At 63.9% G+C, this 18,943-nt stretch carries 19 protein-coding genes; 12 read left to right on the forward strand and 7 right to left on the reverse strand.

The annotated features are described in order from the left end of the window. The first annotated feature begins 128 nt into the window (after nucleotides 1–128). From C404_RS35955 to C404_RS35985, 7 genes are read left to right on the forward strand one after another with little or no spacing between them, the layout of a single operon-like run. The gene (locus C404_RS35955) at nucleotides 129–1,775 is read left to right on the forward strand and encodes a ShlB/FhaC/HecB family hemolysin secretion/activation protein (RefSeq protein ID WP_031328922.1); all 1,647 of its coding nucleotides are present in this window, start codon (nucleotides 129–131) and stop codon (nucleotides 1,773–1,775) included. Nucleotides 1,776–1,833: 58 nt separating this feature from the next. Further along, the gene (locus C404_RS35960) at nucleotides 1,834–3,684 is read left to right on the forward strand and encodes a DUF2341 domain-containing protein (protein WP_021193587.1); all 1,851 of its coding nucleotides are present in this window, start codon (nucleotides 1,834–1,836) and stop codon (nucleotides 3,682–3,684) included. A gap of 9 nt (nucleotides 3,685–3,693) precedes the next feature. After that, nucleotides 3,694–4,107, forward strand: coding sequence for an ExbD/TolR family protein (locus C404_RS35965; protein WP_021193588.1), 414 nt, complete (start codon nucleotides 3,694–3,696; stop codon nucleotides 4,105–4,107). 13 nt (nucleotides 4,108–4,120) lie between these two features. Beyond that, entirely contained in the window at nucleotides 4,121–4,837 is a 717-nt protein-coding gene (locus C404_RS35970; RefSeq protein WP_021193589.1) for a TonB family protein, read from the forward strand. 41 nt (nucleotides 4,838–4,878) lie between these two features. Further along, entirely contained in the window at nucleotides 4,879–6,654 is a 1,776-nt protein-coding gene (locus C404_RS35975) for a putative porin (protein ID WP_198158882.1), read from the forward strand. A gap of 11 nt (nucleotides 6,655–6,665) precedes the next feature. Continuing rightward, nucleotides 6,666–7,391, forward strand: coding sequence for a hypothetical protein (locus C404_RS35980; RefSeq protein ID WP_021193591.1), 726 nt, complete (start codon nucleotides 6,666–6,668; stop codon nucleotides 7,389–7,391). A 29-nt stretch (nucleotides 7,392–7,420) separates the two neighbouring features. Further along, a complete protein-coding gene (locus C404_RS35985) occupies nucleotides 7,421–7,906 on the forward strand; it encodes a YbjN domain-containing protein (RefSeq protein ID WP_021193592.1) in 486 nt (161 codons plus the stop codon). Between the two features lie 115 nt (nucleotides 7,907–8,021). Here the strand turns inward: C404_RS35985 and C404_RS35990 are convergent, their stop codons facing one another. Both C404_RS35990 and C404_RS35995 read right to left on the reverse strand, forming a co-directional pair. Then, entirely contained in the window at nucleotides 8,022–9,269 is a 1,248-nt protein-coding gene (locus tag C404_RS35990; RefSeq protein WP_081659338.1) for a substrate-binding domain-containing protein, read from the reverse strand. A 143-nt stretch (nucleotides 9,270–9,412) separates the two neighbouring features. Further along, nucleotides 9,413–10,633, reverse strand: coding sequence for a substrate-binding domain-containing protein (locus C404_RS35995; RefSeq protein WP_021193594.1), 1,221 nt, complete (start codon nucleotides 10,631–10,633; stop codon nucleotides 9,413–9,415). Between the two features lie 164 nt (nucleotides 10,634–10,797). Between C404_RS35995 and C404_RS59885 the strand changes: the two genes are divergently transcribed. From C404_RS59885 to gspK, 3 genes are all read left to right on the forward strand, one after another. Further along, on the forward strand, nucleotides 10,798–11,037 hold the full coding sequence (locus C404_RS59885) for a hypothetical protein (protein WP_152524413.1): 240 nt from the start codon (nucleotides 10,798–10,800) through the stop codon (nucleotides 11,035–11,037). Between the two features lie 91 nt (nucleotides 11,038–11,128). Continuing rightward, a complete protein-coding gene (locus C404_RS36000; RefSeq protein ID WP_021193595.1) occupies nucleotides 11,129–11,872 on the forward strand; it encodes a hypothetical protein in 744 nt (247 codons plus the stop codon). Next, the gene (gene gspK, locus C404_RS36005) at nucleotides 11,869–12,849 is read left to right on the forward strand and encodes a type II secretion system minor pseudopilin GspK (protein WP_021193596.1); all 981 of its coding nucleotides are present in this window, start codon (nucleotides 11,869–11,871) and stop codon (nucleotides 12,847–12,849) included. The genes C404_RS36000 and gspK overlap by 4 nt, the downstream gene beginning before the upstream one ends. A 15-nt stretch (nucleotides 12,850–12,864) precedes the next feature. Here the strand turns inward: gspK and C404_RS36010 are convergent, their stop codons facing one another. The 5 genes from C404_RS36010 to C404_RS36030 all read right to left on the reverse strand — a co-directional run bounded on the left by C404_RS36010 (nucleotide 12,865) and on the right by C404_RS36030 (nucleotide 17,119). Beyond that, on the reverse strand, nucleotides 12,865–13,494 hold the full coding sequence (locus C404_RS36010; protein ID WP_021193597.1) for a PulJ/GspJ family protein: 630 nt from the start codon (nucleotides 13,492–13,494) through the stop codon (nucleotides 12,865–12,867). Beyond that, complete coding sequence (gspI, locus tag C404_RS36015) at nucleotides 13,494–13,904, reverse strand: type II secretion system minor pseudopilin GspI (protein ID WP_031328932.1); 411 nt, start codon at nucleotides 13,902–13,904, stop codon at nucleotides 13,494–13,496. Before gspI ends, C404_RS36010 begins: the two co-directional genes overlap by 1 nt. Beyond that, nucleotides 13,891–14,361: a type II secretion system minor pseudopilin GspH gene (gene gspH, locus C404_RS36020; protein ID WP_021193599.1), complete on the reverse strand. Its 471-nt coding sequence runs from the start codon at nucleotides 14,359–14,361 to the stop codon at nucleotides 13,891–13,893. The genes gspI and gspH overlap by 14 nt, the downstream gene beginning before the upstream one ends. Nucleotides 14,362–14,363: 2 nt before the next feature. Further along, nucleotides 14,364–15,578 (reverse strand): type II secretion system inner membrane protein GspF, encoded by a 1,215-nt coding sequence (gspF, locus tag C404_RS36025; RefSeq protein WP_021193600.1) that lies wholly within the window; start codon nucleotides 15,576–15,578, stop codon nucleotides 14,364–14,366. A 122-nt stretch (nucleotides 15,579–15,700) separates the two neighbouring features. Further along, nucleotides 15,701–17,119, reverse strand: a complete 1,419-nt coding sequence (locus C404_RS36030; RefSeq protein WP_021193601.1) for an aminotransferase-like domain-containing protein — start codon at nucleotides 17,117–17,119, stop codon at nucleotides 15,701–15,703. A gap of 217 nt (nucleotides 17,120–17,336) precedes the next feature. On the opposite strand from C404_RS36030, the gene C404_RS36035 reads away from it, so the two are divergent. Next, nucleotides 17,337–17,861 carry a rhodanese-like domain-containing protein gene (locus C404_RS36035; RefSeq protein WP_021193602.1) on the forward strand — a complete coding sequence of 175 codons (525 nt, stop codon included), beginning with the start codon at nucleotides 17,337–17,339 and terminating at the stop codon, nucleotides 17,859–17,861. Nucleotides 17,862–17,928: 67 nt separating this feature from the next. After that, on the forward strand, nucleotides 17,929–18,915 hold the full coding sequence (gene epsC / locus C404_RS36040; protein ID WP_021193603.1) for a serine O-acetyltransferase EpsC: 987 nt from the start codon (nucleotides 17,929–17,931) through the stop codon (nucleotides 18,913–18,915). Nucleotides 18,916–18,943 lie beyond the last annotated feature (28 nt).

Genomic DNA, 18,943 nt, shown 5'->3' on the forward strand with positions numbered 1-18,943 from the left:
CATCACAAAATGTTTGCGGATTTGCATTTCAGCAAACGTCATTCCTGTGAAGACCGACGGCTGGCCAACGACACAGTCGCACAACGCACAACACACGAATGAATGCCGAATCGGCACCGAGCCAACGCATGTCCCAATTCAAACAACGCCGCAAACAACGCAGGTCTGCGGGGAGTGTCCGGCTGGCGATGCTCTCGCTGCTGATGCCGGGCGTGGTCCTGGCGCAAGAGCCAACGGCGCCCGTTGCCGCACCGGTTGCAGCGCCGTCTTCCGAGGCTGCATCGCAACGCAAGGTCAACATCAATGAGTACGTCGTGCGCGGCAACACCACGCTCGACATCCGCACCATTGAGAAGACCGTCACACCGTTTCTTGGTCCGGATCGCACGCTCAAGGACATTGAAGACGCGCGCGCCGCACTGCTGGCGGTGTATCAGGCCAAGGGCTATCAGTCTGTCTATGTGGATCTGCCAGAACAGCAGGTGACGGGCGGCGTGGTGATCCTGCAGGTGAACGAAACACGTGTGGGCCGCGTGCGCGTGACGGGCGCCGAGTACACCTCGCAGCGTTTGGTGCGTGAAGGCGTGCCTGCACTGCAGGAAGGCAAGGTGCCGGATTTCACGCAGGCGCAGACGGAGTTGTCGACGCTCAACCGGGCCGATCGCCAGGTGATTCCGGTGGTGCGTCCGGGGTCGGTGCCCGGCACGATGGATGTCGACCTGAAGGTGGACGACAAGTCGCCAGTGCACGCCAGCATCGGCCTGAACAATGACCGCAGTGCCGAGACGCGCCCGCTGCGTATGACGGCCTCGGTCAGTCACGACAACCTGTGGCAGCTCGGGCACCGTGCGTCGCTGTCGTTCTTTGGGGCGCCGCAGGATTTCAGCCAGGCGCGCGTGTGGTCGGGTGCTTACACCGCACCGATTCCCGATACGAACTGGAGCCTGGAGTTCTCGGGCTACAAGTCCGACAGCAACGTTGCCACGACGGGCGGCACCAGCGTGCTGGGCAAGGGCCACGCCGTGGGCGTGAAAGCCAACTACGTACTGCCGACGGCGGGTGCGTGGTGGCAACAGATCGGCGTGGGAATCGATTTCAAAGACAACGCCGAGAGCCTGCGCTTTGGCAACACAAGCGACCACGTGCCGCTCAAGTACGCGCCCATCTCGCTGTACTACACGGGCTATCGCCAGAGCGAGCATGACACGCTCAGCCTGAACCTGAGCGCCACTGCCGGTACGCGCAGCCTGTTCGGCTACGGCAGCGATGAGCGTGCATACGACTACAAGCGCGTGAACTCGCGTTCGAGCTTCCTCGCTTTCAAGGCTGACGCCACCGAAACGCACACCTTCCAGGGCGGTTCACAAGCCGTGGTGCGTGTGGCAGGGCAACTGTCGGATTCGCCATTGGTTTCCAGCGAGCAGTTTGCTGCCGGCGGCATGAGTAGCGTGCGTGGTTACCTGTCTGCGGAAGCGACGGGTGACTACGGTGCACTGGCTTCGTTCGAGTGGCGGACTGCGCCGTACACGAAGTTCGCGCCCGTACTGGACGAAGTGCGCTTCTACCTTTTTACGGATGCCGCCTACCTGCGCTTGCGGCAGGCGCAGGAGGAGCAGGCGAGCAGCTTCTCGCTCCTCTCGCTTGGCTTTGGCACCAGTTTCAAGTTGACCGACTACGTGCGTGGCCGCCTGGAGTTCGGCTATCCGCTGCGCGACGGCCCCAGCACGCGTGCGCACACGCCGCGTGTGAACTTCAGCGTGAATGCCAGCTATTGAACGCGCTATCGCGCCACGTCTAACCGCTTACCTGCTTTGTCTTCGGAGAGTTTCTGCCATGCGACGCATTCTGTTTCTGCTCACGTTGCTGAGCGCCTTCCTGCCCGGCACCGCGCTGGCGTGGTGGCAGCCTGATTGGGCCTATCGCAAACCGATCACCGTGGATGCGGGCCCGCAAGGCGGTGCACTCAAGAGCGATGCCGGCCGCACGCCCGTGCTGGTGCGCCTGCACACCGGCAACTTTAGCTTTGACGGCACGAGCGAGAACGGCGCCGACCTGCGCTTTGTTGCCGCCGACGACAAGACCGTGCTGAACCACCAGATCGAGCAGTTCGACCCGCTGCTGGGCATCGCGCTGGTGTGGGTGGACGTGCCGACAGTAACGACCGGCGCGCCGCAACGCATCTGGATGTACTACGGCAACCGCAAGGCGCCGGCATCGGGCAACGGCCAACTGACTTTCGACCCGGACTACACCGCGGTCTATCACTTTGGTGAGACGGGTGCGCCGCCGCGTGACACGACGGCCTACGGCAACCATGCACAAACGCCCGTCACCACGCTGGATGGTGCGGTGATCGGCAAGGGTGCGCAGTTCAACGGCACGCCGCTGATGTTGCCGGCGTCCCCATCGTTGACCACGCAGGCCAATGGCACGTTCACGGTATCGGCGTGGGTGCGGCCTGAGAAGCTGGCGGCAGGGCAAGTCATCTACGCACGCCGCGATGGTGCCAACGAATTTGTGCTCGGCGTGGACAACGGTGTGCCGTTTGTGCAGGTGAACGGCCAACGTAGTGCGCCTGGCCAACCGGTGCGTGACGGCCAGTGGTCGCATGTGGCGGCTACCGCGGATGAGCAAGGCGTGCATCTGTATGTCAACGGCACGGTTGCGGCCACCCTGGCGGCACATCTGCCCGCGCTCAACAATGCGGCTGCCGTGGGCGGCGATGCACCGGGTGGCGCGGGGTTGAATCCGTTCAACGGTGCCATTGATGAACTGCGCCTGTCCAAGACGGCTCGCCCGGCGGGCTTGGTTCAAGCCGATGCCATTGCACAAGGTGCCGAATCGCGCTTGGTGTCGATGGGCCCGGATGAGCAGCAAGCCGGCAAGAGCCACTTCGGCTTCATCCTCGCAGCCATGCCAGTCGACGCGTGGGTGGTGGTGTGCGTGCTGGGCCTGATGATGGCCGGATCGTGGGCCATCATGATCACCAAGAGCCGCTACTACAGCACGGTGTCGCGCGCCAACGCACGCTTTATGGTGGTGTTCCGCGAGACGGCGGGCACGTCGCTCGATTCGCTGGTGCGCGGTGGCAAGGTGGGCGCTGATGTCCGACAGGATTCGTCGCTGTGGCGCTTGTATGAGATCGCCATCCGCGAAATGCAGTTGCGGCACGAGCGCGGCTTCGACATCAACGCCGTTTCTGCTGCCACCATCGCCGCCATTCGCGCCGCCATGGAAGGCGTGATGGTGCGCGAGAACGAGCGCATGGCGCGCCGCATGAACTGGCTGTCCACCACCATTGAGGGTGCCCCGTACGTCGGCCTGTTTGGCACGGTGATCGGCATCATGCTGGTGTTCGTGGTGGCGGCCATGGCTGGCGCAGTGGACATCAACTCGGTGGCGCCGGGCATGGCAGCTGCTCTGCTGTGTACCGCGGCTGGCCTGGGCGTGGCCATTCCCGCGCTGTTTGGCTACAACTGGCTCGCCTCGCGTTCCGACGCCATTGCAGCGGACATGGCCGTGTTCGTGGATGAGTTCGCCACGCGCTTGGCGGAAGAGCACGGCGATGGTCGCGCCACCGTTGTACTGGGCGATACCGCGCCACGTGCTGCACACGCAGACCACCGCGCCGACACGTCGGGCGGCGGCTTCGTGGCCAGTCCGGCCGCGCCGCACCGCGAGTAAGGGGCCGCCATGGCAAACGTGTCCCGCTTTGGGCCCAAGAAGCGCGCCAGCGGTATCAACATCACGCCGTTCGTGGATGTGCTGCTGGTGGTGCTGGTGATCTTCATCCTGACCAGCAACGCGAGCATTCCCGGTATCAAGGTCAACCTGCCGAAGGCCAGCGCGTCGGTAGCCCTGGAAAAGCCAAAAACCAAAGCCATCACCATCGACAACAACGGGCAGGTGTTCCTGGATGCGTATCCGGTGACGCTGCCCGAGCTGGAAGACCGCCTGCGCACCGAGAAGGCCATCACGCCAGATTTTCCGGTGATCGTGCGTGGCGATTCGTCCGTGCAGTACGCCAAGGTGGTGGAGGTGCTCGACCTGCTGCGCAAGATCGAGCTCAACCAGATCGGTCTGGTAACCGGCAAGCCGGCGGCATAAGGGCGGCGCAACCATGCAGCTCGACCTGAACCCGTCCGCGCCTACTGCCGATCCGCAACCTGCTTTCTGGCGGCGTTGGGGCGGCCATGTGATCGGCGCCGTAGCGGTGCTGATCGTCGTGGCGGTGGTGTGGTATCTGCTCGCGGGCACGGCCAGCACCAAGCGTGAGGCTCCGTCCACGCCGATGCTCGTGCTGCAGCCGCCACCACCTCCGCCGCCTCCGCCACAGCCCGAAAAGCAACCTGAGCCTGACAAGGTGAAGCCCGAAGTGGTGGAGCCCAAGCCCGACCCCACCCCTGAAACACCCAAGCCTGCAGACGACACGCCCAACCCGGCGAAGGACCTGTCCGACCCCGTCACGATGAATGCCGACGGGCAGGCCGGTACCGACGCCTTTGGCATTGGCGCTGGCAAGGGCGGGGGCATGAGCGGTACGGGTGCCGGCGGCGGCAATGCCACGTACGGCCGCTATTTCGGCTACGTGCTGCAGCAGGCCCTGTCGCGCGATGACCGTGTACGCCGCCTGGCCTTCCTGATGCAGGTGAACGTGTGGCTGGACCCGAACGGCCGCGTCACCCGCGTTGAGTTGGTGCACGGCAGCGGCAATGCCGACACCGACCAGGCCGTGCTCGCCTCCTTGCGCGCGATTGAGCGTGTGGATGAGCTGCCACCGGCTTCCCTGCAGTTTCCGCAGCGGGTGACGCTGCAAGGCAAACGGCCCGCCGGCTGACAACGACACGCCGGCGCGCCAGGGCGGGCCGGCATTCCAGCATGCAACGCACTTCTTCCAACCACATGGCACTCAACCCCGTTACCCACCCATTCCGTGCCGCTGCACTGGCATCGGCTGCCGGCCTGTTGATCGCGTCGGGCAGCGTGCACGCGCAAGCTGCCACGGGCGACACCACGATGGTCAAGCTCATCCGAGGCCTGATCCAGAGCGGTGCACTCAAGAAAGACGTTGGCGAAGCACTGCTCGCGCAGGCCCGTGCCGAAGCGCAGGCTACGCAGCAACTGCAGCGCCAGGTGGCCGCGCAGGCGGCTCAACCTACGCAAACGGCAGGCGTGAAAGCCGAGCCCGGCGATGTGCGCGTGCCCTATGTACCGCAGACCGTGCGCGATCAGATTCGCGACGAGGTCAAGAGCGAGGTGCTGGCCCAGGCCAAGACCGAGCGCTGGGCGGCACCCGATGCCATCCCCGCCTGGACGCAGGGCATTCGCGTGGAAGGCGACGTGCGCGTGCGTAACGAATCGCGCTTCCTGTCCAACCAGAACAGCAACATCGAAATCGACTGGGCAGCCATCAACGCCGGCTCCGGTTTCGACGTCAACAGCAACACGAACACCAAGCTGCCGCCGCTGCTCAACACTTCACAGAACCGCCGTAACCAATGGCGTGTGCGGGCGCGGCTGGGCGTCTTTGCCGACATCTCGGAGAGCACGCAGGCAGGCATCCGCCTGGCTTCGGGCAGCGACAACAACCCCGTGTCGACCACGCAGCTGCTGGGCACCGCGCAGGGCAAGAAGAACGTGTGGCTGGATCAGGCATGGATCTCGCACAAGCCCGCTGACTGGGTGACGATCACGGGCGGCCGCTTTGCCAATCCGTTCTGGTCGACCGACCTGCTGTTCTCGCAAGACCTGAACTTTGACGGCATTGCTGCCAACTTCAGCAAGACGCTGCGCGGCGACACCATCACGCTATTCGGTACTGCCGGCGTGATTCCGCTGGAGTACTCGGCAGACGGTTTCCCGAGCCGCAGCCAGGACAAGAGCTCAAGCCAGAACAAGTGGCTGTTCGCTGTTCAGGCGGGTGCGGAGTGGAAGGTGGACTCGCGCAACACGGTGCGTGGTGCGGTGGGCTACTACAACTTCAACAACGTCACGGGGCAGGTGTCGCAACCGTGCGCGTTGTACTCGGGGTTGGACAACTGCAGTACGGACTGGTCACGCCCGGCCTTCATGCAGAAGGGCAACACGTTGATGCTGTTGCGCAATATCGCGCTCAACCCGCTGGACCCGGCCAACACGCCGCAGCCGCAGTACGTGGGCCTGGCATCCGAGTTCCGCCTGCTGGACCTGAACGCGCGTTGGGACACCAAGATCATGGGCAACTATGGCCTGCGCTTCGACGCCAACTACATCCGCAACCTGGCCTACGACGCCGACAAGATATGGCAGCACGCCGGGCCGGGCGGCATCGTCAACAATTTCGGCGGCACCGGCGGCACGAACCGCTCGGACTTCCGCAGCGGCGGCAATGCGTACATGCTGCAGGCCACCTTCGGCAAGCCGGCCCCAAGCGCGCGTGGCGATTGGAACGTCATCGCCGGCTACAAGCGCATCGAAGCGGATTCCATGCCCGATGGCTACAACGATCCGACCTTCCACGGCGGCGGCACCAATGGCCGCGGTTACTACTTTGGCGGCTCGTACGCGGTGGACAAGAACGCCTGGTTCACCGGCCGCTGGATCTCCACGCGTGAAGTCACCGGCCCGCGCCTGTCGATCGACACGCTGCAACTCGACTTCAACGCCAAGTTCTAAAGGGAGGCGACGTGGACGAGAACCGAATTGCCTCGCGGTGGCTGTTGATGCTGCTGGCAGCGGCATCGCTGGTGCCGTGCGCTGCGCTGGCGCAACAGCCCAGCATGGAAGAACGCTTGCGCACGCAGTTGCGTGCCACCACAACGCAGCTTCAGCAAGCGCAGGCGCAGCTCGCGCAACTGCAGGCCAGTGGGGGTGCCAACGCGCCCACGTCTGATACCGCCAAGAAAGAACTTGCCGACCTACGCGCCCAGCTTGATGCAGAACGGGCTCGCACTCGCCAACTGAGCGAGGGCAGCGCCGCCGCCCATCGCGAAGCGCAAACCGTGGCGGAAAAGGTCAACACGCAGATCACGCAACTGCGGGCCGCGTATGACGAACTGCTGCGCCGTGCCCGCGCCAGCGAAGCCGAACGTCAGAAGCTGACCACTGCATCCACCACGCAGCAGAACGCCTTGCAGCAATGCGAGGCCAAGAACGCCAAGCTCTACGCCGTCGGCCAGGAAGTGCTCACCGCCTACGAGTCGATGGATGTGAGCACCGTCATCGCCGCGCGCCAGCCATTCGCCACCAAGTCGCGCGTCAAGTACGAGCAAATCGCGCAGGAGTATGGCGACAAGCTGTACGAAGGTCGTTTTGACCCGCGTGCTGTTACCGCGCCAACGCCTGCCTCTGCGCCCGAAGCCTCTGCGCCCGAAGCCTCTGCGCCACACGCGGAAGCGCCCAAGGCGCCCTGAGTTTTCTCCTCACCGATTCACTCACGCACATGACGCCCATGTCCATGCTGACCACGCTTTCCCCCACCAATGTGTCTGACGCCATCAAGGCGGCCGGCGGCGCTGTAACTGCCATCGAGCAAGGTGGCATCTCCCATCTGACCAGCGCCAGCCATGGCATCAGCTTCCAGATTCTGTGGGGCAACGCCATCGAGCCAGATCACTATGCAGACTTCACGCTGAGCTGCCCGCTGCGTGTGCAGGGTGGCACGCTGCCCGACGGGCTGATTGCTGATTGGCACCGTTCGCGCCGTTTTGCGCGTCTCGCACAGCACGGTGATTTTGTTGTGCTGGAGATGGACGTGATCGCCGCTGCCGGCATCTCCAGCGAGCACTTGGCCATGCAGATCCGCTTGTGGATGCAGATGATGGGCGAGTTCTTCGTCTACCTGCGCAACTACCGCGATGAGCCGGAAGCACGGGCTGTTGCATCGGATGTAAACGCAGCTCAGTCCACGGAAGCCGTCGCGCAGTAATGCAATCCATCGTTCTGCTTTGATGCTGCAGCGTTTGCACGACCATGAAAAAAGCCCGGCAATGCCGGGCTTAAACCTCGCGACAGCGGCGAACCGCTGCCAATGTCGCACTCGATTAACGACCAGCCTTGCCTGCGCAAGCCGTGGTGTTGCCGATGTTGACGTTCTTGCCGTTGACGTTGTTGATCAGATTGTCGCGGATGGCGCTGACCAGCGTGGTCGGCAGCGGAGCGAAACCGTTGTTGCGGATCCGCGGACGGTTGTTGTTCGTGCCCGAGTACGTCGTATGGCGATCAAGAAATGCCAGGATTTTGCCTTGCACCGTGGCGTCTTTGTAGCACTGGACTTGATCCAGGTAGGTCAGGCCCGAAATTGGGTAGCCCGCAGGCGGAGTGGCAACCGTCAGTGCCCAGCTTTCGGGCCTGGACAGGTCGCCGCCAACTGCAGGCAGGTCGCTCAGTGCCTGCATGGTGTTGAGGTAGTCCGGTTGGTAGTCGAGGCCGTCGTTCGCATTGGTCAGAGACGCGGCAGTCAGATTCTGCGTGGCCACAGCCGAGCTCGGAGCGAACGTTGTGTTGATGTAGTTCGGGCTCAGATAACCGATTGTGTTGCCGGTAGCCACAGCGTCACGCATGCCAGTGCTCAGGATGCGTCCTACGAAGTTGGCAGGCATCACGCCCCCCGGGAAGCTATCGGAGAGCTTCGTGCTGATCACGAAGGTGACATTGGAGTTATAGCCTATCACGCACACAGCGTTGAGGTGGCGAGTGAGGATTTCTGATGTTCCGCTGCTGTCGGAATGGTAGACCACCTTGATCATGCCCGAGACCGAGCTGTCGAGAGCACTCCAGTCGGTGATCTGGCCGGAGAAGATGCCACACAGTTGGTCATCATTCAGCGTGAGCGTGCTCAGGCCAGCCTTCTTGAAGGGAATGCCAACAGCGGTACCGAACGAGGGAATCTGTACCAGGTTGCCCTCGGTAGGGCGGCGGTTCGCGTTGTAGGTGTTAATTTCCGAGGCGCTCAGAACCGAGTCACTACCCGCATAGTGCACAACCGTGTCGGTGCGGGGGGGCACATACGCGCTATTGAAGGAGTCGCTTTCACCTCGAATCCACCAGTTCGGATTGTTGGTCAGCAATGAAGTTTTACCTATTCCACTACCCGTTGTGCCGTAGATATGGTTGGGGCCGAACGCGCCAATTTCAGCGGCATATAGCGGCGCCCCTAGCGACGAGCCGCCGCCTACAACAACCGGGGATTGCGGTGTTGGGTAAGGCTGAGTTCCAGCAAGCGCCGTAGCGGCAATGCCAACTGTAGATAGAACGATCAGCGTGAAAACTGAGTGTAATGCGTGGCGCATTGGGTGTCTCCAGGTATGCGGACGAGGGTGATATGACTCACAAATCAGTCAGCGGGTGCAGGCAACGTTGTTTGCAAAAAAACCCGGCAATGCCGGGCTCAAACCTCGCGACAGCGGCGAACCGCTGCCAATGTCGCACTCGATTAACGACCAGCCTTGCCTGCGCAAGCCGTGGTGTTGCCGATGTTGACGTTCTTGCCGTTGACGTTGTTGATCAGGTTGTCGCGGATGGCGCTGACCAGCGTGGTCGGCAGCGGAGCGAAACCGTTGTTGCGGATCCGCGGACGGTTGTCGTTCGTACCCGAGTACGTCGTGTGACGATCCAGGAAACCCAGGATCTTGCTTTGCACCGTGGCGTCCTTGTAGCACTGGACTTGGTCCAGGTACGTCAAGCCCGAGATCGGGTAGCCAGCGGCCGGGGTAGCGACCGTCAGCGCCCAGCTTTCGGGCTTGGACAAGTCGGAGCCCACTGCCGGCAGCGAAAGCAGTGCCTGCGTGGTGTTGGAGGAGGTCGGTTGATAGTCCAGACCGTCGGTTGCGTTGGTCAGCGAAGCGGCGGCCAGGTTTTGCGTGGCAACACCCGAGCTCGGGGCGAGCGTGGTGTTGATGTAGTCGGGGCTCAGGTAACCGATTGCGTTACCGGTTGCCACGCCATCACGTACACCTGCGCTCAGGTTGCCACCCACGAAGTTGCTCGGGAAACCGCCCGGGAAGCTGTCGGAGAACTTCGTGCTCACCACGAAAGCGACGTTCGAGTTGCCGCCGCTCGTGCAAACGGCGTTCAGGTGGCGCGTGAAGATTTCCGACGTGCCGCTGCTGTCCGAACGGTAGACGACCTTGATCGTGCCGGAAACCGAGCTGTCGATGGCGCTCCAGTCAGTGATCTGGCCCGAGAAGATGCCGCACAGTTGGTCGTCGTTCAGCGTAACCGCGCTCAGACCATCCTTCTTGAACGGGATGCCGACCGGCGTGCCGACCGACGGGATCTGCACCAGGTTGCCTTCCGTGGGACGGCGGTTCGTGTTGTAGGTGTTGATTTCCGTGCTGCTCAGCACCGAGTCGCTACCGGCGAAGTGCACAGTCGTGTCGGAACGCGGCGTTTGGTAGGCGTTGTTGAAGGCGGCCGGAGCGTTGGTCAGCAATGCGGTCTTGCCGGCGCCGCTGCCCGTCACGGCATAGATGTGGTTCGGGCCAAATGCAGCGATTTCCGAGCCGTACAGGAACTCAGGCAGCGAAGCGCCACCGCCAACGACCACCGGCGATGCCGGGCTCGGGTTCGGTTGCGTACCGGCGAAGGCCACCGTGGCGGTGCCAAGGGCCAGCGCGGCGCAGGCGGCTTGAATCATGACTTGCTTCAGCTTCATGGAGTGCTCCAGAGGAATAGGGATCAGCAAATACAAGTTGTGTTGTTTTGCCGATGTGCACGCATGAATGCATTCACATCGGCATGCAGAGTATTGATGCCGGGTGTGAATCAGGCGGGATAAGCAGATGAAAAAGCGATGGCGCTAGCTCATGCACTTGCGTCATGAGTTTCTGCGATTTGAAAGCCGTGAAATATAAGTCGTATGCGGTTTTACGGGGCGCCGTTCGTCAATTAGAGGCAGGCTCTGCGTTTGGGTTTCACGGTGACAAGCGCAAGGCATTGCACCATGCACGAATGCGGAATGCAATCAAAACAATTGAGTTGTTTTATTGCATTCTGATTGAAATTCAATTGAACACAAACCATGGCGTATTCAGCCAGGGGCGTGTATTGCCTTTTTGATCTCGCTCCAAAGTAGAGCAAGGCACAACGCAAGACGTAAGGCATCACAAGGGGGGGGCGTTGCAGATCCATCCAACCATGAGGTCAATTCATGAACTTGGCTTTGCATCCGACCGAAGAACGCATGTTGACGGTAGCGATGTACCTGGAAGAATTTGGTCACTTGGCAAAGACCGAACATGTGCCGCGCGCACGCTGCCCGATCTGCCATGGGGCGTTGTACGTGATTGGGTCGAACAGCGACAGGCTCAAGCCGCGCTTCAGCCATATCAGCGGCGAGCGGTTGTGCTGCCCGCTCGTGCGCAATGGCGAGGCGCCGACCGACATCACGGTCGAACAGCAAGCGGATGCCGCACTCGCGCAACGCAACCGCGAGCGCTTTCTCGCGCAATGGCAGTGGCACTTTGCGTTCATGAGGCGGCCACACCATGCGCCTACGCTTTCCATGGCGCGTTTCATTGCCTTGCTCGACTACGCTTCGGCACGCAACCTGTGGGCGTACAAAGAACTCAAGCCGGCGAGCGTGCCGTACATCCTGCTGTCGTATGCGGGCTTCATCCTGGCGGGGCGGCAACGCGGCGGGCGCTGGCTGCATTTCTGGTTCGACTCGTCCGTGCGCGATGTGCACGACCTGCATACGCAGCGTGGGTCACCGCCGCGTTTCTTTCGCGCGCACTACACACATCCACGCGCGACGCTGCTGCCCTCGCAACAGCATCTGTTCCATATGGAGGAGGTGAGCTTGTCGCAGACGTATCTTGAAGAGGCACAGCCCAGCGTGAATGCAGAGGATGTGGGTGCGTTCTGGACCTATCTGCGCCGGGCGGAGGCATGAAGCGCAGCCGCATACGTTGTGAGCGGGGCGCGGCCGTCGTCACCGCCCTGCTGGTGGTGGCGATGGCGGTGACGCTGGTGGCGACGATGTTCGCCGGCCAGAAGGCCGCCGTCCGCACGGTAGAGGTGCAACGCTTGCGCGCCGACACGGTGTGGATGCAGCGGGCCTCTGTGGAGTGGGCGCGCATGCTGTTGCGTGAGAACGCGCGCACCGCACCTGCCGATCATCTCGGCCAGCGCTGGGCCGCACCCGTCAACGATCTGCCGGTAGCCAGCGTGCTGGGCAAGGCGGGCGCGCAGGCGTTCGGTGCCGCGGGGGACATGGGCGTCGACGGCTACATTGAAGATGCGCAGGCGCGCTTCAATCTCAACACGCTGGTGACGGCTGCCGAAGGCGGCAAGCCGCCGGGCATCCGGCCGGAAGGTGTGCGCGTGTATCAGCAGTTGCTGGCGAAAGCCGACCTCGATCCGTCGTTGGCGGCACTGACGGCCACGGCCATTCTGCGCAGTCTTGACCCGAAGGCATCTTCCGCATTCGCGCTCGCGCAGCCGGAAGACCTGGTGCGCATTCCCGGCTATACGGCCGACGGCGTGCGCAAGCTCGCGCCCTATGTGGTGGTGCTGCCCGAGCCTACGTCTGTCAACCTGAACACGGCGGGGCCGGAGGTGCTGGCGGCAACGATTCGTGGTCTGTCGCCGGGGCAGGCGGCTGCGCTGGTGTCGAGCCGTGACAGGGCATGGTTTCGCGATATGGGGGATCTGACCAACCGCCTGAAGGCCATTGCGCCAGGCTCGGCCGAGCAGGGCGACATCCTGCTGGAAACGCGCAGTCGCTACTTCATTGCGCACAGTCGGTTGCGCAATGGGCGGGCCACACGTTCACTCGATGCGCTGATCCTGCGAGAGGGCATCGGCGAGCGTTACCGCACCTCTGTGCTGTGGGTGCGCGAGCCGGTCATGCCGGGCATTGATGGTTGAAGCGGGAGCCGTACGCTACAGATCCGCCAGAACGACCTTGGTATAGGGCGCGTCATTGACCATCACGGTCACTTCCAGGCCTGTCACGGCGTTGGGGGTTATCCGCCACAGCATGCCGGGGACAGCCACGGCGGATGCGGGGCGCGAGGCATCTGCCGACAACGCCCGCCACCCCTGTGTTGTCCACCCACGTACTTGCAGCGCCGATGTATGTTCCAACAGCGTCAGTCGCTCCGGCAATGTGGCATTCAGCGCTTCACGTGCGGAGCCGCGCTCGTTGAGTGGCACCGAAGCCTCGCGGATGAGCGAGCCACCGTCCACGCGATAGCGCACCACCTGCCAGCGGATCGGCTGACGCGTGTCGCGCAGCATGCGCACGATGCGCAGGTCGCCATCGCCAAACACAACAGATGGTTGACCGAGATCGTCGTCGCGCACGGCCTCGCCAAAGTCGGTATCGAGCTGCTCGAACAGACGGTCGATGGCGCGTGTCTCTTCCAGGCTGTCCGTCAACCGATGCTGGCCACGGATGATGCCGTCCAGCGAGCGCCACGAGATCAGTGCAATGATCGCTAGGATGGTGATGGCGATCACCATTTCGATGAGAGTGAAGCCGGCGGACGAACGGGCGCGCTGCATCAGCATCAGAAGGCCTGGTTGGACATGTCGGCAAGCACGGTGGCCACCTGCGCCAGGCGCACGCGCGTCTCCAACCCTTCGCCTTCGCGATAGACGGAGACGACGACCAGATGGAATACCGGGTTCTCCAGCACGATGACCGTGTCTTCGCATGTGAGCGCAATGCGCCCCTGACTGCACGGTGTGCGATGCAGCCCCGGCGGCGGTACAGCATTGGCCAGGCGCATGCGCGCAAGGTGGTTGGCGGCGCTCCATTGCGCCAGCGTGCGCTCGCGCATGCCAGCGCTGGAATCGGCCAGCAAGCCGGTCGCTCGCAGGCAGGCACCGAGCGCCACGGCCACGATCACCAGCGCCACCAGCACTTCCAGCAACGTGAAGCCGGCAGCGCGCCGCCGCCCGGGTCTATTGCACAACATAGCGGCTCGGGCCCGTGGTGACGATAGCGACCTGAGCCGCGTCGACCGCCATGCGCAGGGTGATGGGCGGCTCGATGGCCTCGCGGCCGAACAGCACGCGCACGCTGCCGGATTGCGCGGGGCGGCCCACCTGCATGAGCGACAGTGCAGACAACGGCCGGCGCCATTGGCCCGCGCGCAGCAGGTCGTCCCGCAACGGTTGCCACGTATCGCGCTCGCGGATGAGGAAGCGATAGCCCTCGGGCGTCGCCTCCCACATGATGGGCTGGGAGCGCAGGCGCGCCTCGTCGTGCGCCGCCTGCAGCAGAAAGATCAGGCGCTGCGCCTGGTGTTCCAGCACCGTGCGTTGGCTCGGTTGTGCATTGACGACCACCGCCCCCATCACGATGCCGATAATGACCACCACCACCAGCATCTCCAGCAGCGTGAAGCCGCGTGCGTGCATGCCGGTGCGCATGCTCAGCGCACCATCTGGTTGATGTCGAGAATCGGCATCAGCACGGCCAGAACGATCAGCAGCACCATCACGCCCATGCTCAAGATGAGCGCCGGCTCCAGCAGACCGGTGATGAACAGCGTGCGGCGCTCCAGTTCGCGTGTTTCGCCCTCGGCTGCGCGGTCCAGCATGGGGGCGAGGTTGCCGGTGGACTCTCCCGAGCGGATCAGGTGGACCAGCACGGGCGGGAACCGGTTCGCATGTGCCAGCGCCCGCGAGAGCGATGTGCCTTCGCGCACGCGGCTGATGGCGTCTTCCACGTTCTGGCGCAGCACCACGTTGTTGAGCGTCTCACCGGCGGCTTGTAGCGCCCGCAGGATCGGCACGCCCGCGCTGATGAGAATTGCCAGCGTGCTGGCAAAGCGCGCCGTGTTGTAGCCGCGCACGAGCCGGCCGACCAGCGGTGCACCGAGCAGCCAGCCGTGCCACGCTTGTCGGGGGCCCGGGCGCCGCAGCAGGCGTTTGACACCCACGCCGATGCCCACCGCAACCATGGCAGCCAGCCAGCCCCAGTCGCGAGCGAAGTCACTGCAGGCCAGCATGACGATGGTCAGTGTCGGCAACTTCTGCTTGGTTGTCGTGAACACCCCCACCACCTGCGGTACCACGTAGGTCAGCAGGAACACGACGATGCCGAATGCCACCACGGTAACGACGGCCGGGTAGGTGAAGGCCAGCTTGATCTTCTGGGTGAGCGCGTTGCGGCCTTCGATGTAATCGGCCAGGCGCGAGAGCACCACGTGCAACTTGCCGGTGTGCTCCCCCGCGGAAACCAGGGCGCGATAGATGTCAGGAAAGTCACGCGGATGGCGGGCCAGTGCACCGGACAGCGATTGCCCGCCCACCACCTCCGAGCGCAGCGTGCTGATGAGGTCGCGTACGTAATCGCGTTCGGCTTCAGCCGCCAGGGCGGACAGTGCTTCGTCCAGCGGCAGCCCGGCCGTCAACAAGCTGGCCAGCTGGCGCGTGAACAGCGCCTGCTCCGTAGTGCCGAGGCGATGGCCGAGCAGCCCGTTGAGACTGGTATCGGCGGTGCGCTCGGCCACGGCCGATACGTCGATCGGCGTCATGCCACGCGAGCGCAGCAGGGTGCGCGCGCCGCGGCTGCCATCGGCGTCGATGACGCCACGGCGCAGTTGTCCGGCCGGCGTGACGGCCTCGTAGCGGAAGGTCGGCATGAGCGAGAACGGGCGAGAACTGCGGGTTCATCAGCAAAGCCGGACCGACTCTAGACAACAAAGATGGCGCTGCGGTGTGCGAAAGTTTGCACAAGCGTGTCAGTGCGACATGCGCGGCAGACTCAGGCCCGCTTGCGCGCCGGGCGCCGGCCCATCTCTTGCAGGAAGGCCCGCGCACGTGCCTCGTTGGTATAGGCCGTGTTGATCCGCACCCAGGGCGAGACCTCAAGGTTCGGCCGGAAGTAACTACCGGGCGCCAGCGTCACGCTATGCTGTTCCGCCGCAGTCACAAGGTCTCGCGAATCCTCCACGTGCGGCACGCGCGCCCACAGGAAGTTGCCGCCGGGCGGGTGGTGAAACACCTCCCAGCCCGCGTCGGTCAGCACATCGAGCGAGGCGATGATCGAATCGCCGATGCGCTGGCGCAGCCGCTCGACGTATTTGCGATAGGCGCCGCGTTCCAGCAATGTGGCGACAACGGCCTCTGCAAAGCGCGAGCCGCCCACGCTGGTGAGCATCTTCACGTCGGTCAAATCCTGCACAAGATCGCGCCGCGCAATCAGGTAACCCACGCGCAGCGATGCCGACACTGTTTTGGAGAACCCGCCAACGTAGATCACGTGTTCGAGCTGGTCCAGCGTAGCCAGCCGCGCGGTCGGGTCGCCCTGGATGTCGGCAAAGATGTCGTCTTCCACAAATACGAAGCCGTGGCGCCGCGCCAGCTCCAGCAGGCGGAACGCCACCGGCGGTGACAGCACCGAGCCCGTCGGGTTGTGCAGCACGCTGTTGATGAAGAACAGCTTGGGGCGGTGCTCGCGCAGCATCGCCTCGGTCACTTCCACGTCGGGGCCATCAGCGGTACGTGGAATGCCGACCAGCTTGACGCCATGCAGGCGCAGCAGGCCAAACACGTTGTAGTAGCCCGGGTCTTCTACAAACACGGTGTCACCGGGTTTGAGCAGATGGCGGATGACGAGGTCGATGGCCTGGCTGGCCCCCACCGTCATCATCACGTTGGGCAGCTCGGCCTGGATGCCCAGTTGGCGGGCGCGCATCATGATCTGCTGGCGCAGCGCGGTGTTGCCCAGCGGCGTGGCGTAGTCGATGACGGCTTCCACGTCGGTGCGCGAGACCTGGCGGATGGCCTGCGTGAGGCCGTCCAGGTCGCGCCAGTCCGCCGGTACAAAACCGCCGCCCAGCTTAAGTGACGCATCGGGGTAGTTGAACTGCTCGAGGATGTGATCGGATTCGATCTCCGCCCGGCGCGGGTCAGACCAGCCGCGTCCTGCCCGCCCGGTCAGGCCGCTTTCGGCCACGTAGAAGCCCGAGCCGTGGCGCGAATCCAGCAGCCCCAGTGACACCAGCCGGTCATACGCCTCGATCACCGGGAAGCGGCTGATGCTGTACTCGGCCGCCAACTGGCGGATCGACGGCAGCTTGGCGCCTGGCCGCACATCGTTGTCTCGAATCCAGGTCTGCACGCCGGCCACGATCTGGTCAGCAATGGGCACGCGGGTGGTGGCGTCGATCAGGAGCTTCATGGGCGATAGCCCTCCGTAGCGGATGATGCAGAACAGTCACATACAACTGTTCGTGAGTGTTTGCATTGTAGCGACCCGCTGTGCAAGGGGAAGGCGCGCTGACCTCTGCCTTATGCGATAAACGTTGATCGAAGGGCGGTTTTATTCGTTTTATCAAATATCACCCACGGCTAGAGTGGGCTTGTCCATCATTCATTGTTGCCAAGCCGGAGGTCCGATGTCTTCCAACCCTGCTCAAGCTGCCGCTGTTGCGCGTGATCCGGCCGTTCAGGCCGTGCTCGACAGTGTATTGGCGACGCCTTCTGACGCCCTGCTGGAGCGCGCACGCGCCCACGCTGCCGCACAAGGGTTGCGCTATGCGGGCGGTCTCTCACCGGCCGAGGCCTGGGCGCTGGCCAGCCGCGGCGAGGCTATCCTCGTAGACGTGCGCACCGCAGAGGAGCGCAAGTTCGTGGGCCGTGTGCCCAACACCGCGCATGTTGCCTGGCAGACGGGCCCCGCCATGCTCAAGAACCCGCGCTTCCTGCGCGAGTTGGAGAAGGCCGCGCCCAAGGGCGCCGTGTTGCTGTTGCTCTGCCGAAGCGGCAAGCGCTCTGCGGCGGCAGCCGAAGCCGCCGCAGCGGCAGGCTTCGCCAACGTGTTCAACGTGCTCGAAGGCTTCGAGGGCGATCTCGATGAACAGCAGCAGCGCGGCGAGGCCGGTGGCTGGCGCCGCTGGGGTCTGCCCTGGCAGCAGGACTGAAGTCCTGCACTGGCGCGCAGCACCCAACCACAAGACCAATCACTGAACACTGAACAGGGGAGCGACGATGAGCGACAGCATCATCGCGGGGCGGCCTGCGCCCGTGCAAAGCGCCGGCTGGCAACTGGACCGCATTGTTAGCGAACTGCACACGGCGCGTGCCGACTGGCGTGCGCGCAACGGCCGTACGGAAGCCACGGGTCGAGAGCTGCCCTCGCGCGAGGCCGTGCGGCTGATCCTGGACGCGCTGCGCGGGGCGTTGTTCCCCATGCGGCTCGGGCCGACGGACCTGCGCGAAGAGAGTGAAGACTTCTACGTCGGTCATACGCTTGATGCGGCGCTCAATGCGCTGGTCGCGCAGGTCCGGCTTGAGCTGCGCCACGCCGCACGCCAGGCTGGCGCACACGATGCTGACATCCATACCGATACCGACGCCGTACAGCTGGTGCGCGACTTCGCGGCGGCGCTGCCGGCGTTGCGCCGGTTGCTCGACACCGACGTGCTGGCCGCCTACCACGGCGATCCGGCCGCCCGCAGCGTCGACGAGGTGCTGCTGTGCTACCCGGGCATCCTCGCCGTCATTCACCACCGCATTGCGCATCACCTGTACCGCGCGGGACTGCCACTGCTCGCGCGCATGGTGGCCGAGACCGCGCATGCCGACACCGGCATCGACATCCACCCCGGCGCGCAAATCGGCAGCGGCTTTTTCATTGATCACGGCACCGGCGTGGTGATTGGTGAGACAGCCGTGATCGGCCAGCGCGTGCGCATCTACCAGGCGGTGACGCTGGGCGCCAAGCGCTTTTCTGCAGACGCCGAAGGCCATCTGGAGAAGGGCGCGCCGCGCCATCCGGTGGTGGAAGACGATGTCGTCATCTACGCCGGGGCGACCATCCTTGGGCGTATCACCATCGGGCGCGGCTCGTCCATTGGCGGCAACGTGTGGCTCACGCGCAGCGTGCCACCCGGCAGCAGCATCACGCAGGCAAACGTGCAGAACGACGCGCAAACCGATGCGCTCCAAGCGCGCGGCGAGGTTGCCACGCGCTGAATCGTCACGCGCCCATTCCCGTTTTTTC

It is taken from the genome of Ralstonia sp. AU12-08, assembly GCF_000442475.1.
Lineage (GTDB): Bacteria > Pseudomonadota > Gammaproteobacteria > Burkholderiales > Burkholderiaceae > Ralstonia > Ralstonia insidiosa.

Excerpts from the sequence above, each read along its gene's own strand:
- C404_RS36000 (WP_021193595.1), top strand. The coding sequence starts at position 11,129 with ATGAACTTGGCTTTGCATCCGACCGAAGAACGCATGTTGACGGTAGCG.
- gspI (WP_031328932.1), bottom strand. The coding sequence starts at position 13,904 with ATGTTGTGCAATAGACCCGGGCGGCGGCGCGCTGCCGGCTTCACGTTG.
- C404_RS36030 (WP_021193601.1), bottom strand. The coding sequence starts at position 17,119 with ATGAAGCTCCTGATCGACGCCACCACCCGCGTGCCCATTGCTGACCAG.
- C404_RS35995 (WP_021193594.1), bottom strand. The coding sequence starts at position 10,633 with ATGAAGCTGAAGCAAGTCATGATTCAAGCCGCCTGCGCCGCGCTGGCC.
- epsC (WP_021193603.1), top strand. The coding sequence starts at position 17,929 with ATGAGCGACAGCATCATCGCGGGGCGGCCTGCGCCCGTGCAAAGCGCC.
- C404_RS35975 (WP_198158882.1), top strand. The coding sequence starts at position 4,879 with ATGCAACGCACTTCTTCCAACCACATGGCACTCAACCCCGTTACCCAC.
- C404_RS35955 (WP_031328922.1), top strand. The coding sequence starts at position 129 with ATGTCCCAATTCAAACAACGCCGCAAACAACGCAGGTCTGCGGGGAGT.
- C404_RS35990 (WP_081659338.1), bottom strand. The coding sequence starts at position 9,269 with ATGCGCCACGCATTACACTCAGTTTTCACGCTGATCGTTCTATCTACA.
- gspH (WP_021193599.1), bottom strand. The coding sequence starts at position 14,361 with ATGCGCACCGGCATGCACGCACGCGGCTTCACGCTGCTGGAGATGCTG.
- gspK (WP_021193596.1), top strand. The coding sequence starts at position 11,869 with ATGAAGCGCAGCCGCATACGTTGTGAGCGGGGCGCGGCCGTCGTCACC.
- C404_RS35965 (WP_021193588.1), top strand. The coding sequence starts at position 3,694 with ATGGCAAACGTGTCCCGCTTTGGGCCCAAGAAGCGCGCCAGCGGTATC.
- C404_RS35970 (WP_021193589.1), top strand. The coding sequence starts at position 4,121 with ATGCAGCTCGACCTGAACCCGTCCGCGCCTACTGCCGATCCGCAACCT.
- C404_RS59885 (WP_152524413.1), top strand. The coding sequence starts at position 10,798 with ATGAGTTTCTGCGATTTGAAAGCCGTGAAATATAAGTCGTATGCGGTT.
- C404_RS35960 (WP_021193587.1), top strand. The coding sequence starts at position 1,834 with ATGCGACGCATTCTGTTTCTGCTCACGTTGCTGAGCGCCTTCCTGCCC.
- gspF (WP_021193600.1), bottom strand. The coding sequence starts at position 15,578 with ATGCCGACCTTCCGCTACGAGGCCGTCACGCCGGCCGGACAACTGCGC.
- C404_RS35985 (WP_021193592.1), top strand. The coding sequence starts at position 7,421 with ATGACGCCCATGTCCATGCTGACCACGCTTTCCCCCACCAATGTGTCT.
- C404_RS36035 (WP_021193602.1), top strand. The coding sequence starts at position 17,337 with ATGTCTTCCAACCCTGCTCAAGCTGCCGCTGTTGCGCGTGATCCGGCC.
- C404_RS36010 (WP_021193597.1), bottom strand. The coding sequence starts at position 13,494 with ATGCTGATGCAGCGCGCCCGTTCGTCCGCCGGCTTCACTCTCATCGAA.